This window comes from Actinopolymorpha alba DSM 45243, from assembly GCF_000373925.1.
GTDB lineage: Bacteria > Actinomycetota > Actinomycetes > Propionibacteriales > Actinopolymorphaceae > Actinopolymorpha > Actinopolymorpha alba.
Genome location: NZ_KB892783.1, coordinates 37,565 through 51,444 on the forward strand (window position 1 = coordinate 37,565; position 13,880 = coordinate 51,444).

The 13,880-nt window shown below is 67.4% G+C and carries 13 protein-coding genes; 6 read left to right on the forward strand and 7 right to left on the reverse strand.

All coding sequences use genetic code 11. The features are described 5' to 3' along the window. The first annotated feature begins 17 nt into the window (after positions 1 to 17). Together B141_RS0128470 and B141_RS0128475 are read left to right on the forward strand one after the other, a co-directional pair. Positions 18 to 275, forward strand: a complete 258-nt coding sequence (locus B141_RS0128470) for a ribbon-helix-helix domain-containing protein (RefSeq protein WP_157181366.1) — start codon at positions 18 to 20, stop codon at positions 273 to 275. Then, positions 272 to 550, forward strand: a complete 279-nt coding sequence (locus B141_RS0128475; RefSeq protein ID WP_020578595.1) for a type II toxin-antitoxin system RelE family toxin — start codon at positions 272 to 274, stop codon at positions 548 to 550. Before B141_RS0128470 ends, B141_RS0128475 begins: the two co-directional genes overlap by 4 nt. A 546-nt stretch (positions 551 to 1,096) precedes the next feature. Here B141_RS0128475 and B141_RS0128480 read toward each other — a convergent pair. From B141_RS0128480 to B141_RS0128500, 5 genes are all read right to left on the reverse strand, one after another. Further along, the gene (locus tag B141_RS0128480; protein WP_020578596.1) at positions 1,097 to 2,203 is read right to left on the reverse strand and encodes a GuaB3 family IMP dehydrogenase-related protein; all 1,107 of its coding nucleotides are present in this window, start codon (positions 2,201 to 2,203) and stop codon (positions 1,097 to 1,099) included. 79 nt (positions 2,204 to 2,282) lie between these two features. Further along, positions 2,283 to 3,806, reverse strand: a complete 1,524-nt coding sequence (guaB, locus tag B141_RS0128485; protein ID WP_020578597.1) for an IMP dehydrogenase — start codon at positions 3,804 to 3,806, stop codon at positions 2,283 to 2,285. A gap of 167 nt (positions 3,807 to 3,973) precedes the next feature. Continuing rightward, a complete protein-coding gene (locus B141_RS0128490) occupies positions 3,974 to 5,167 on the reverse strand; it encodes an MFS transporter (protein ID WP_020578598.1) in 1,194 nt (397 codons plus the stop codon). Between the two features lie 193 nt (positions 5,168 to 5,360). Then, entirely contained in the window at positions 5,361 to 6,050 is a 690-nt protein-coding gene (locus B141_RS0128495; protein ID WP_020578599.1) for a class I SAM-dependent methyltransferase, read from the reverse strand. Positions 6,051 to 6,276: 226 nt separating this feature from the next. Further along, positions 6,277 to 6,924 carry a PadR family transcriptional regulator gene (locus tag B141_RS0128500; RefSeq protein ID WP_020578600.1) on the reverse strand — a complete coding sequence of 216 codons (648 nt, stop codon included), beginning with the start codon at positions 6,922 to 6,924 and terminating at the stop codon, positions 6,277 to 6,279. A gap of 256 nt (positions 6,925 to 7,180) precedes the next feature. Here B141_RS0128500 and B141_RS43315 point away from each other — a divergent pair, with 256 nt between their 5' ends. Both B141_RS43315 and B141_RS0128510 read left to right on the forward strand, forming a co-directional pair. After that, positions 7,181 to 7,708, forward strand: coding sequence for a SigE family RNA polymerase sigma factor (locus B141_RS43315; RefSeq protein ID WP_020578601.1), 528 nt, complete (start codon positions 7,181 to 7,183; stop codon positions 7,706 to 7,708). After that, positions 7,708 to 8,979, forward strand: coding sequence for a hypothetical protein (locus B141_RS0128510; RefSeq protein ID WP_020578602.1), 1,272 nt, complete (start codon positions 7,708 to 7,710; stop codon positions 8,977 to 8,979). The genes B141_RS43315 and B141_RS0128510 overlap by 1 nt, the downstream gene beginning before the upstream one ends. 145 nt (positions 8,980 to 9,124) lie before the next feature. On the opposite strand, the gene groL is transcribed toward B141_RS0128510, so the two are convergent. Together groL and groES are read right to left on the reverse strand one after the other, a co-directional pair. Beyond that, positions 9,125 to 10,744 carry a chaperonin GroEL gene (groL, locus tag B141_RS0128515; protein WP_020578603.1) on the reverse strand — a complete coding sequence of 540 codons (1,620 nt, stop codon included), beginning with the start codon at positions 10,742 to 10,744 and terminating at the stop codon, positions 9,125 to 9,127. A gap of 136 nt (positions 10,745 to 10,880) precedes the next feature. Continuing rightward, positions 10,881 to 11,177, reverse strand: a complete 297-nt coding sequence (gene groES / locus B141_RS0128520) for a co-chaperone GroES (RefSeq protein ID WP_020578604.1) — start codon at positions 11,175 to 11,177, stop codon at positions 10,881 to 10,883. A 331-nt stretch (positions 11,178 to 11,508) separates the two neighbouring features. Here groES and B141_RS43320 point away from each other — a divergent pair, with 331 nt between their 5' ends. Both B141_RS43320 and B141_RS0128530 read left to right on the forward strand, forming a co-directional pair. After that, positions 11,509 to 12,849 (forward strand): class I SAM-dependent methyltransferase, encoded by a 1,341-nt coding sequence (locus tag B141_RS43320; RefSeq protein ID WP_063828678.1) that lies wholly within the window; start codon positions 11,509 to 11,511, stop codon positions 12,847 to 12,849. Between the two features lie 261 nt (positions 12,850 to 13,110). After that, the gene (locus B141_RS0128530; RefSeq protein WP_020578606.1) at positions 13,111 to 13,683 is read left to right on the forward strand and encodes a DUF222 domain-containing protein; all 573 of its coding nucleotides are present in this window, start codon (positions 13,111 to 13,113) and stop codon (positions 13,681 to 13,683) included. Positions 13,684 to 13,880: the final 197 nt, after the last annotated feature.

A 13,880-nucleotide genomic window follows, 5' to 3' on the forward strand; every position in this document is an offset into this window, starting at 1 on the left:
CATGATACCGTTTCGGTATGCCTATGACGCTACGGCTTCCGCCCGAACTGGAGGCCGAACTCCGCGCCGTTGCGAAAGAAGATCACCGCAGCGTGCACCAGACGGTGGTAGTTGCCATCGAAACCTGGCTGGCCCTACGGGAAACCGCCGAGATCAAGGCCGATCCTGACGCCCTACGAGCACTCGCTGAGGCACGCGAAGCTGTCCGGGAAGGCGACGTGGTTTACGGCACAGCCGCCGTACGGGCGCTACTCAAACAACGCCGAGTTTCGTGACCCAACCGTACGAGCTGGGAACAGCCCCACCGGCTCGGCGGGCCCTGTCCGAGCGGCTACCCTCTGACGTCGCCGCTGCAGCCGTGGAGTTCATCACCGGACCGCTCCTGGACAACCCCCAGCAGGTCGGCAAACCCCTTCGTGAGGAACTGACCGGCATCTACAGCGCTCGACTCGGGCGGGACTGGCGGGTGCTGTACGAGATCGACGACACCAAGCACGCCGTGATCGTCCTCGACATCCGACACCGCTCAGCCGCCTACCGAACACGCTGACGGGCTACCTCTCATCGAGTAGGCCCGGTAAAACCTCTGGCGGCGCCGCACCGGATTGCTGGATCTGACTGAAGCATGACCCAGACCATGATCAACTTGCAGAAGTTGACCACGACCCGCGCGAATCGTGGTCGATTTCTGCAAGTTGATCATGAAGCGGGGTGCCGGCTTGCGTTAACTCAAGATCATTTCGGGGAAGCGGCCCACGTTTCGCGCGATACGTGGGCCGCTTCCCCGAAATGATCTTGATCGGGCTCGAGTTGCTCACCATGCGAGATCGCCCACCGAGGTGCGGTGACTTGGCGGAGGTCTGTCGCCAAAGAGGGCAAGACACCTCCGCCAACTCGACTCCCGTCCCCTTCACGATGCCACGATCTGTCGAAGTGAAGGGGTTTGAAGAGGCCTCCGGCTGAAGGGCCTCGGCCGGGCTCCACGGGGTGAGCCTCTCCGTGCTGCCGCGTCCGCCCCGGGCCCACCCGGTAGGCGAGCCGGGAACCACCGACAGGTCGTAGCCGCGCCAGCCCGGAGCTGGCCCGAACGGGGGCGCTACTGGACGACGACCTCGATCCGCTGGAATTCCTTGAGTTCGGTGTACCCAGTGGTCGCCATCGCCCGACGCAGAGCGCCGACGAGGTTCATCGTGCCGTCGGAGATACGGGACGGCCCGAAGAGAATCTCCTGCAACGTGCCGATCGTGCCGACCTCGACCCGGGCGCCACGCGGCAGCTCGCCGTGGTGGGCCTCCATCCCCCAGTGGAATCCCCGGCCGGGTGCTTCCTGCGCACGCGCGAGCGGCGACCCCAGCATGACCGCGTCCGCACCGCAGGCGACGGCCTTCGCGATGTCACCCGAACGCCCGACCGACCCGTCAGCGATCACGTGGACGTAGCGCCCGCCGGACTCGTCGAGGTAGTCGCGCCGGGCCGCGGCCACATCGGCGACGGCCGAGGCCATCGGCACCGCGACCCCCAACACACCGCGGGTCGTGTGCGCCGCGCCGCCACCGAACCCCACCAGCACGCCGGCCGCACCGGTCCGCATCAGGTGGAGAGCCGCTTGGTACGTCGCGCAGCCGCCAACGATGACGGGTACGTCGAGCTCGTAGATGAACTGCTTGAGGTTGAGCGGCTCTGTCTGGTGCGAGACGTGCTCGGCCGAGACCGTCGTACCCCGGATCACGAAGATGTCGACCCCGGCATCGACGACGGTCTTCCACAGCTGCTTGGTCCGCGACGGCGAGAGCGCCGCCGCCACCGTGACCCCGGCGTTCCGGATCTCCGCCAGCCGGGCCGCGATCAGGTCGGGTTTGATCGGCTCGGCGTAGATCTCCTGCATCCGCTGCGTGGCGGCCGCCGCGTCGAGACCGACGATCTCCGCGAGCAGCGGCTCCGGGTCGTCGTACCGCGTCCACAGACCTTCGAGGTTGAGGACGCCCAACCCGCCGCTCTGGCCCAGGGCGATCACGGTCTGCGGGGACATCACGGAGTCCATCGGAGCCGCGACGACCGGCATCTCGAAGCGGTAGGCGTCGATCTGCCAGGCCGTCGACACCTCCTCGGGGTCGCGGGTGCGCCGGCTGGGCACGATCGCGATGTCGTCGAAGGAGTACGCGCGGCGACCGCGCTTGCCACGGCCGATCTCGATCTCGGTCACGGCCTTGATTCTCCCCTACGCCGACCGGCCGCCCGCGAGGCCCTCCCACCACGGGCGGCCTCCGTCCGCGCTCGCAAGCTCAGCGGCCCCAGTAGTTGGGCGCCTCGACCGTCATCTGGATGTCGTGCGGGTGGCTTTCCTTGAGCCCGGCCGGGGTGATGCGGATGAACTTCCCCTTTGCCTGCAGCTCGGGCACCGTCTGGGCGCCGACGTAGAACATCGAGTGCCGCAACCCGCCGACGAGCTGGTGCGCCACCGCGGCGAGCGGTCCGCGGAACGGAACCTGACCTTCGATGCCCTGCGGGACCAGCTTGTCGTCGGAGGGGACGTCGGCCTGGAAGTAGCGGTCCTTGGAGAACGACTGCGCCTTGCCGCGCGAGCTCATCGCCCCCAGCGACCCCATGCCGCGGTAGGACTTGAACTGCTTGCCGTTGATGAAGACCAGGTCGCCCGGGCTCTCCTCGCATCCCGCGAGCAGCGAGCCGAGCATCACCGAGTCGGCGCCCGCGACGATCGCCTTGGCGATGTCGCCGGAGTACTGCAGACCGCCGTCGCCAATGATCGGAACGCCAGCCGGCCGGGCCGCGAGGGACGCTTCGTAGATCGCCGTCACCTGCGGCGCACCCACACCGGCCACCACCCGCGTCGTACAGATCGAACCCGGCCCGACACCCACGCGCACACCGTCAGCGCCGGCGTCGACGATCGCCTGGGCGCCCGCCCGGGTCGCGACGTTTCCGCCGATGACGTCGACGTCACGCGCGGCCGGCTCGGCCTTGAGCGCGCGGATCATGTCGAGGACGCCCGAGGTGTGCCCGTGTGCTGTGTCGACGACGAGCAGGTCGACGCCGGCCTCGACCAGGGTCATCACGCGCTTCCAGCCATCGCCGAAGAAGCCGACCGCGGCCGCCACCCGCAGACGACCGGAGTCGTCCTTGGTGGCCAGCGGGAACTGGTCGCGCTTGACGAAGTCCTTGAGGGTGATGAGCCCCAGAAGCCGGTCACGTTCGTCGACGAGCGGCAGCTTCTCGATCTTGTGCTGGCGGAGCAGGCCCATCGCCTCGTCGGCGGAGATGCCGACCCGCCCGGTCACCAGCGGCATCGTGGTCATGACGTCACGGATCAGCCGGGTGCGGTCGGTTTCGAACCGCATGTCGCGGTTGGTGACAATGCCGAGGAGCTGGCGGTCGGGAGCGACGACGGGTACGCCGGAGATGCGGTACTGAGCGCACAGCGCGTCCGCCTCCCCGATCGTCGCGTCGGGCCCGATGGTGATCGGCTGGGCGACCATGCCGGCTTCGGAACGCTTGACGAGGTCGACCTGCTGGGCCTGGTCGTCGATGGAGAGGTTGCGGTGCAGGACGCCGATACCGCCCTGCCGGGCCATCGCGATGGCCATTTTCGCCTCGGTCACCGTGTCCATAGGACTGGACAGCAGGGGGATCCGGACGCTGATTCGCCGGGAAATCCGGCTGGTGGTGTCGATCTCGTTGGGGATGACGTCAGACTGTCCCGGCAGGAGTAGGACGTCGTCGTAGGTCAGGCCGATGGCGGAGAAGGGGTTGGGGACGTCGGCGTCTTCCAGCCGGGGATTGGGCTCCATGATTCCTCCGGTCGCGAACGTCTCCTCATGCTAGCGGTGCGCTCACCGCTGTCGTTCATGCGCCTTACCAGTGCACTCCGCCCGCTTTGACGCAGCTCATGCGCGTCCTCGCTTCGCCGCGGACGCGCGTGAGGCACTCACGGCGCTGTGTTGAATGATTCGCTCGCTCACGCCCGCTGCGGCGTCGGCACGTGCCGCGGGATCCAGCGACCCAGCAACCAGGCTCCGACGAGACCCACACCGCCCATCAGCGCGATGGCGGGTGCGAGGGCGAGTGATGCGCTGACAGCGGCGATCACCAGCGGACCCGCGCTGCCGCCGGCGTCCGAGCACAGCCGCCACGCACCGAGGAACGCCGTACGCCCGACCGGCGGTGACAGGTCGGCGCCGAGCGTCATGATGATGCCGCTCCCGATGCCGTTGCCGAACCCCATCACCAGGGCGACCAGGGCGAGGGTCTGCGCGCTGTGCGTGAGCGGCAGCAGGAGGTGGGCCACGCCGAGGACGAGCATCGAGGGTACGGCGACGAAGGCCCGGCCCACGCGGTCCATCACCTTGCCGGCGGGATAGAAGAGCAGCATGTCGACGGCGCCGGCCACCCCGAAGATCAGACTGGTGGTCGCGGCGTCCAGTCCGATCGTGTCGGCCCACAGCGGGATCACGACCTGCCGGGACGCGCGGACGGCACCGACCATCAGGGTGGCCATGCCCAGGGTGCGCAACACCGACAGGTGGGCCCTCGCCACCTCCAACGTCCGCACCGAGCCCTTGGCGGGTTGCTCGGAGAGCTGCGCCCGACCGGGCGGATCGGGCAGGGTGAGAAGTAGGCCCGCGGCGATCACCGCGGCCACGATGTGGAGTCCGTACGGGCTGTCGGTGCCCCAGAGGTGGACCGCTCCCGCGCCAAGGAACGGCCCGAGGAAGGCACCGATCCGTTGGACGCCGCCCAGGGTGGACATCGCGCGGGCACGCAGGTGGAACGGCACGACCTCGGCGAGGTACGCCTGGCGGGCCAGTCCCCACACCGCCGCAGCCAGGCCCGTACAGAAGATCCCGACTCCGAGGACCCACAGCGATCCTGCGAACAGGCAGGCCGCCAGTGCGGCGATCACCAGCCCGGTGGCGGCGAGCATCGCCCGGCGTTCCCCGATCCGGCCGGCGAGCGCGCCAGCCGGTAGGTCGCCGATCAGCTGCCCGGCGCCCGCCGCCGCGACCACGAGACCGGCAACGCCGACGGAGGCGCCGAGGTCACGCGCGGACAGCGCGACGATGGGTGCGATCGCACCCTGGCCGATGCCGTAGAGCAGGGATGGGAGATACACCCGAACGCCGATTGACCGGAGGGTGATCTGTTCTGACATCAGACGTCATTGTCACCCATCGAGCCATCGGACGGCGTCGACGCTCCAGCATCCGGACATCGCGCGCGGAATGATCACGTATACGTGGTCATTGGTTGCTTCACATGGCGTCGATGCCACGTGAAGCTGGTAATGACCACGTATACGTGATCATTCCGCCCCACGACGCCCAGCACGGGGCGGCTCGCTGCGCTCAGCTCGCGGCCGGCTTCTGCAGGCGTACCTCCAGACCGATCCCCTCCGCCTGGACGGAACAGGTACGGAAGGCGCTGTCGGCGGCAAGGCCTTCGAACTGCGCCGACGACAGGGCTCGGAGCCGGAGCATCCCGAGGCTCCGCCTGGTCATGAAGGCGTTGAGCGGACTCAGACCCATCCGCGCGACCTCCTCGTCGATGGCGGCGCCAGAGGACTCGTGGTTCATGTCCTGGATCACCGCGGTTCCGCCGGGGCGTAGGACGCGATGCATCTCGTCGAGGGCCTTGATCGGCCGGATGAAGTTCTTGAACGCGGCCTGGCAGACGATCACGTCGAACGACTCGGAGCCGAACGGCATGCTCTCCACCGTGCCGTGCTGGAAGTCGACGCTCACCCCCGCCTGCCGGGCGTTCTCACTCGCGATGTCCACGAATGAACGGCTGATGTCCAGCCCGGTCACGCGGAACGACCCGAGGCGGGCGAGCTCGATCGCGAAGAATCCAGGGCCGGGCGCCACCTCGAGGATGTCGGCGCCGGTCGGCAGGTTGGCGCCGAACTCCGCGGCCTGCCGGCGATACACCTCCCGCTGGATCGCCGTACCCCGAATCTGGGCGTACCACCGTGCCGTCCTTCCCTCCATCGACGGCATGCGGAAGCGCTTCTGGGCAACGTCTTTCACGGTCTTCATGCGGGTCCTCCGGGTTCGGATTCAGGGTTGTCCGAACCGGCCCGCGACTAGCGCCCAGCTATCCTTGCGGTTGCCACCTTGTGACCGGGCGCCGCTCGCGCGAGTTCGGTTCGAGGTCTGAGGACCTTGGCGGCGGTGTTCCCGCACCCCGCCGAGGTCCTTCATTTTCTGTTGTGTGCCTGGCGCTTGGGTTGCCTGTCCAGCGTTGGGGCGTTCACCGCTCAGCTCAGTCGGGTGGGCGGCCCCTCTCGGCGAGTTCAGCCAGCTCATCGGGGATCTCCCCGGTCTCATGCCAGGCCCGCCATTTCGCGAGCCCAGGGAACGAGCCGGCCGTGAGGTCAGCGATGAGAGAGCGAACCCAGGTGGCCTCCGCCTCGCGGATCGCGAGGTCGTACTCCACCTCCACCAGGAACAGTCGTGGAATCTCGCCGGCGCAGCGCTCCAGCGACTCCTTCTGCGCGGCGATCTCCGCCTCGAGTTGGCGGAGCCGTTGCTGGAGCAGAGTCGTCGCCTCCTCCGGAGGGAGGACGGGCAGCACGGAGAGGCCGGCTTCGAACCTTGGCTTCTCCGGCTCGGGCGTGGAGATGAGTTCGCGGACCCAGTCGAGGAGTTCGTCGCGGCCGGCGTCGGTGATCCGGTAGATGGTCCGCTCCGGCCGGGCGCCCTGCCGGACGCTCTCGACCGCCTCGAGCATGCCGTGCTTTTCGAGGTTTCGTACGACGGTGTAGAAGGAGCCCCACTTGATGTTCATGTCCTGCTCCTTGCCGCGGGCGCGGAGAAGGGACGCCATCTCATACGGGTGCATTGGCCGCTCAGCAACCGTCGAGAGCACAGCGAGGGCCAGCAGGTTGCCCACCTTGCGCCGCCGTGCCATCGGGACCACCTCGCTCAGCTGACCTCGCCGACCAGGTCGTCGATCAGACTCGCTGACCTCGCCAACCCACCATCAGCCACTAACCTCGTTGACGATTACTCGTCTGCGACTATACGGGCGCGAGTAAGACGCTCGCAAGGCGTCTGCCGCAGCCGATTGGATTCGTCAGTCAGTGGATGCAAGAAATGACCCGATCGTCGCGTCCCTCAGGCATGACCATCTTGTCCACCGGCGCATCGAGAGAGGAGGACGGCCCGTGACCGACGTGGCGGAGGAGTTCAACGCGTACGTTGCCGCCCGCAAGCACGTGCTGGTCCGGACGGCGTACCTGCTCACCGGAGACCGACACGACGCCGAGGATCTGGTGCAGGCGACGCTGACCCGCACGTTCCTCGCCTGGCACCGGATCCGCGAGCGGAACGCCGTCGACGCGTACGTACGCCGCACCATGGTCAACGAGCACACCAGCTGGTGGCGCCGCGCCTGGCGACGTACCGAACGCAGCACGGCCGACCTGCCCGAGCGACCGGCTGACTCCCCTATCGACCTCGCCGATCGTGACGAGGTCTGGGATCTCGTCCGCACCCTCCCGCCACGACAACGCGCGATTGTCGTCCTCCGCTTCTACGAGGACCTGAGCCCGGCGGAGATCGCCGCGACGCTGGGCTGCTCGGTCGGGACAGTCGCGAGCCAGACCAGCCGCGCGATCGCCGCACTACGGGCGAGGTACGCCGAGCTGGGTGAGCCCTCGAGCCGCGTCACCGCCGAGGAAGGAGCCGCCTGATGCCCACGACCGAGCAGCTGTTCACCGATTCGTTGCGACGCCACGCCGATCAGGTCGGCGCATCTGACCGGCCGTTCGCGCAGGTCGCCTACCGCGAGGCCCGGCGGATCCGGATCCGCCGCCGCATCATCGCCGGGGTCGCCTGTGTGGCGCTCGCCGTCGCGATTCCGGTCGGGCTCGACGTGCTGGATCTGCGTACGACCAGCAAGACCCACGTCGGTCCAGCCGGCACACAGTCGCCGGCGCCGCGGCCATCGGGACGCGCGACGCCGGTCAAGGTCACCCTCGACCTCGACAAGCTGCCGAGGGGCGAAGCGCCCAAGGTGCCGTGGTACGACGACGGCGTGATCCGTGACGGCAACCAGACCGCCCCTGTGGCCGGGGTCAAGGATGGCGGAGACCTGACCTTCGTCCCCACTGCAGGCGGTTATGTCGTCGAGGTGGGCTGCTGCGAGGGAATCGGCGACAGCACGAGTCGTACGACCTTGATCGCCTCCGATGGGGCAGTGCGGAAGACTCTCCCAGAGGTGACTTTCCCGGTGGTTTCGGGTGATGGCCGTCTCCTCGCCTGGGCAGGGATGGCTGGTGACCAGCCAAGCGGGACGTCGCTGGCAATTGTCGACGGCATCACCGGCAAGGTGCTGCATCGCGCGGATGTCGACCCGCGGTTCCCTTATCCGGTGGGCTTCCTTGGAGACCTGGTGGCCGTGACCGAGCAGAGGTCGGACAAAGGTACGACCGAACTCTGGGACCCTGAGACCGACGAGATCTCCACCGTCAAGGGAGCCCTGCGTTCCCACAGAACAAACGGCGGCGAGTTGCTCCTAACCGAGGTCCAGCCTGCTCCAGAGCACACCGGGATGGACTGCCAAGGCGTGATTGACATAGCCGGCAACAGTCGTCGGTTGTGGGACGGCTGCGACTTCGACGGGGCCGAGGTGATGTCGGTCTCGCCAGACGGGCGATACGTCTTCGGCACCACGTACGAGACCAATTACGAAACCAAACGCGACACCGGGAAGGCGGTCATCTTCGACCTCAAGGAAAGCCGTACGGTGCTCGAGATCAGCGGGCTCCTCCGCTTCGAGGCGCCAACCTGGGAGCCCGATGGCAGCATTCTCTTCGTCGCGGACGCATATCAGGACCTAACCAATCCCAAAAACGCCATCGCCCGTTGCACGCTCCAAGGCGAATGCGAGCTTGCCACCAAGGCCCGCAAGACGGACCACCTGGCCGGCCGCTACCTGCTCCCTGGCTTCCGCTGGGGCTAGGCCGCACGATAACGCGCCGTCTCCGACACGAAGGCCGTGATGTGAGGCGCCGCGCTGATATCGCGGGATTCAAGGAATGCGAAAGGGCCTGGTTCTTCCGCGGAAGAACCAGGCCCTTTCGACTTTCGTACCGTTGGAACGCGGCTCAGTGACCGTGACCGTGGCCCGCACCGGCGGGAGCCGGCTCCGGCTCCTCCGGCTTCTCCACGACGAGCGTCTCGGTGGTGAGCAGCATTGCCGCGATCGACGCCGCGTTGGCGAGCGCCGAGCGGGTGACCTTCACCGGGTCGATGACACCCTGCGCGAGCAGGTCGCCGTACTCACCGGTGGCGGCGTTGTAGCCCTTGCCAGGGCCAGCCTCGCGGACCTTCTCCACGACGACGTAGCCCTCGCGGCCGGCGTTCTCGGCGATCCACCGCAGCGGCTCGACCGCCGCGGTCCGGACCAGGTTGGCACCGACCTTCTCGTCACCGCTGGTCGGAAGCTCGGATTCGACAGCGGCCGCGGCGTGGACGAGAGCGGCGCCACCACCGGTGACGATGCCCTCCTCGATCGCCGCCCGGGTCGCGGACACGGCGTCCTCGATCCGGTGCTTCTTCTCCTTGAGCTCGACCTCGGTGGCCGCGCCAACCTTGATCACGCAGACACCGCCGGCCAGCTTCGCGAGCCGCTCCTGGAGCTTCTCGCGGTCCCAGTCGGAGTCGGTCTGCTCGATCTCGGCCCGGATCTGCGCGATCCGGCCAGCGACGGCGTCAGCAGCGCCGGCACCGTCGATGATCGTCGTGTCGTCCTTGGTGACGACGACGCGACGCGCGGTCCCGAGAACCTCGAGACCCACCTGGTCGAGCTTGAGGCCGATCTCGGGAGACACGACCTGACCGCCGGTCAGGGCCGCGATGTCCTCGAGCATCGCCTTACGGCGGTCACCGAACCCGGGCGCCTTCACCCCGACCGAGGTGAAGATGCCGCGGATCTTGTTGACGACCAGGGTGGCGAGTGCCTCACCCTCGACGTCCTCGGAGATGATCAGCAGCGGCCTGCCCGACTGGACGACCTTCTCCAGCAACGGAAGCAGGTCGGCCATCGAGGAGATCTTGCCCGAGTTGATGAGGATGTAGGGGTCCTCGAGGACAGCCTCCTGGCGCTCGGCGTCCGTGACGAAGTTCGGCGAGATGAAGCCCTTGTCGAACTGCATACCCTCGGTGAACTCGAGTTCGGTACCGAGAGTGTTGGACTCCTCGACGGTGATGACACCGTCCTTGCCGACCTTGTCGAACGCCTCAGCGATGAGCTGGCCGATCTGGGCGTCCTGGGCCGAGATCGTGGCCACGTGGGCCATCTCGTCCTTGGTGTCGACCGGCTTGGCCTGCTTCAGCAGCGTGGAGTTGATGGCCTCGACCGCCTGGTCGATGCCCTTCTTCAGCGCCATCGGGTTGGCGCCCGCCGCGACCGCGCGCAGACCGACGTGCACCATCGCCTGAGCGAGCACCGTCGCCGTCGTGGTGCCATCACCGGCGATGTCGTTGGTCTTGGTGGCGACTTCCTTGACGAGCTGAGCGCCGAGGTTCTCGAACGGGTTCTCGAGCTCCACCTCACGGGCGACCGTCACACCATCGTTGGTGATGGTCGGGGCGCCCCACTTCTTGTCGATGACGACATTGCGGCCCTTGGGGCCCAGCGTCACCTTGACGGTGTTCGCGAGAGCATCGACGCCGCGCTCGAGCGCGCGCCGGGCGTTCTCGTCGAACTCCAGGATCTTCGGCATTGGTCTTTAGGTCCTTCCGCGACGCCGCCCCGGGGGCCCCAACCAGTGTGGCCGCCGGGGCGGTGCTAGTCGTCAGGTCAACGGTTTGCTCTTGCGGCCTGGGTGACCGCGGGACGTGCAAAGCGAACCGGTGGAATTACTTCTCGACGATGGCGAGGACGTCACGAGCGGACAGGATGAGGTACTCCTCGCCGGCGTACTTCACCTCGGTGCCGCCGTACTTGCTGTAGATGACCTTGTCGCCGACCTTGACGTCCAGCGGGACGCGGTTGCCCTTGTCGTCGATGCGTCCCGGTCCGACCGAAAGGACCTCGCCCTCTTGGGGCTTCTCCTTCGCGGTGTCGGGAATGACGAGCCCGGACGCCGTCGTTTCCTCGGCTTCGAGAGCCTTGACGACGATGCGGTCCTCGAGCGGCTTGATGGAGACCGACACTTGCTGACCTCCCCCTTCACGGGATGTCACGGTTTGTGCTTTCACCGTATGGAGCGACTCGGGCGTACCGTCGTCGCGGGCGCCGGCCGCCTCGTCGCGGGCTGGTTCGTTGGCACCCTAAGGTCGAGAGTGCCAACGACGAATCTAGGCGGTCCTTAGCACTCGGTCAACCTGAGTGCCAGACAACCTGGATCGTGTCGCGGCGTTCGACCGCATCCGAACGCCAACCAAGATCGACAACGGCCGCCTCGACGGGCGTCCGAGTGGACGGCGTACAACGTCGCTGGGCGAGTTCGATGGGCGCCGCAACCCGCGAAGGAGGACTGCCCGCGTGGATCTCGAGATGTTCCGGGCGCTGCTCACCCCCGCCGGCGATGACCTGTTCACCGAGGTGGGGACGGAGTACGACGAACGCACCGCGGTCGCGCTCGCCACCCGGCTGCGCCGGCTGAACGCCCCCGACCTGGTGGCCGCGGCCCTGACCCAGGTCGCCCTGCGGCGGCGCGCCCGGGCGAAGTGGGGCTCGGACGCGGAGCGGATGTTCTTCACGCGGGACGGCTTCGAGCAGGCGACGACCGCGGCGGTGGCGGCGTACCGCGCCCAGCGGATCAACCAGGCGTCGCCGGCCGGGGGTTCCGGACCCACCGCGGCGCCGGTGGCCGACCTCTGCTGCGGGATCGGCGGAGACCTGATCGCGCTGGCACGGTCCGGCTGCCAGGTCACCGGCGTCGACAAGGATCCCTTGACGGTCGAGATCGCCCGGGCCAACCTGGCCGCGTTCGATCTGTCAGACCAGGCCAGCGTCGAACTCGCCGACGTGACGACGTTCGACCGCTCGGCGTACGGGCGGGTGATCGCCGATCCCGCCCGGCGGTCCGCCCGTGGGCGGGTCTTCGATCCCGCGGACTACTCGCCGCCGTGGTCGTTCGTGCTCGACCTCCTGGGTGGCACCGCCTGCGTCAAAACCGCCCCGATCATCCCGCACCGGCTCATACCTGCCGGGGTTGAAGCCGAGTGGATCAGCGAAGGCGGCGAGGTCAAGGAGGCGGCGCTGTGGTCCGGTGCGCTCGCGAGTGGGGCGGGAGTACGCCGACGCGCCACGGTGCTGGTGCGGTCGGACTCGGCGGGCGTGCGGGTGGGGCGCGGCGGCGCCACCTTGCTGGCGACGCCGAGGCCAGTCGAGGTCTGGTCACTGACGGACGCCGATGATCCCGGTGCGGCGGATGGCGGTGGGGCGGATGGCGGTGGCGTGGACTCGGGTGGCCGCGATGGGGTTGGCGGCGTCCCGGTGGCGTCGCCACGGGCGTACGTCTACGAACCCGACGGCGCCGTGATCCGGGCCGGTCTTGTCACGGCCGTGGCCCCACTTATCGACGGCGCCTTGCTCCATCCGAAGATCGCCTACCTCACGTCCGACCAGTTCGTGGCAACGCCGTTCGCGACTGCGTACCGCGTCGAGGAAGTCCTGCCGTACGACCTCAAGACGATCAAGCGCGCACTGCGAGCGCGGGACGCCGGCACGGTCACCGTCAAGAAGCGCGGTGTCGACATCGACCCGGAGACCCTGCGGAAACGACTCGGCGCCCGCGGGCAGCGTGCTGTCACGCTCATCGTCACGCGAACGGACCAGGGAGCAGTCGTATTGCTGGCCGAGCCCGCGCACAGAAATTGAAATGGCGGGCTGACATACCAGAATTCGACGCAGCCGCGCTTACCGGCCTGTGGATATCGAGATTTCGGTGGATAGCTAGAAGCCCCCTGGGGATATTTACCGTGCATTAGCTGTGGATATTCGCAAGGGACTTATCGAATCCACCTCGGACACAATGGCTTATGCGGGTTTCCATGATGGTCGTCAGGCCGCTTTAAAATAAGGGTGTTTGGCAGCTGCCACCGGTTGTTTCAATGATCTTGACGGGGTAGGATCGAACGCATGAGCGACGGTGATGGTGTGCGGATCTCACCGCTCCCGCCCGGTTTTGGCGACATGCTTCCCGGTCCGGAGTTGGCGGTGGCATTCGCTGGCATCGACCGGTCGGCGTGTAATGGGTATGAGCTTGGGGTGCTGCTTAAGGCCGCGCGGAAGCTTGCCTGCTGGGCCGAGTCGCTGAGTCTTGATGTGACTGGTGCGTTGGCGCATTGCCCGCCGTGCTTCAAAGACGACGAGCCTGAACGGTCAGCTCGGCCGGAGCCGCAGACGGCTGAGATGTTGGCGCCTTTGTTGGGGTGGACCAACTACCGCGCTGATCAGTTCATGCTGATCGCCCTCACCCTGACCGACCTGCCGAACATCCGGCAGGCGTTGGAACGCGGCGACCTCGAGTTTTCTGAGGTCCGGACGATCGCCGACCGGCTCTCCCTTCTACCCCCGGCTGATCGTGCGGCGGTGGATGCGGCGATCTTCCCCGAGGTGTTGAAGCTCCGCGCGGGGCTGCTGCGGCTGCATATCGAAGCCGAGATCTTGAAGGTGAGTGCGTCACGGACGCGGGAAGGAGCCTGGATGTAGGTACGGGTTCTGGATGGCGGTGCTGTGCAGGAGATGAAGGTTGGCCCTTCGGAGTCGCCCGTGCGGGGGGTGGCTTCAAACCGCCCACTGCTGCGTTAGCTGAAGACTGTCGTGGTGAGCGATGTGGGAAAAGGCGTCCAATTGAGGGTGTCAGGTGGGGATCAGGAAGACGGTGCGCAGCTCTTTCCTTTTGGGGA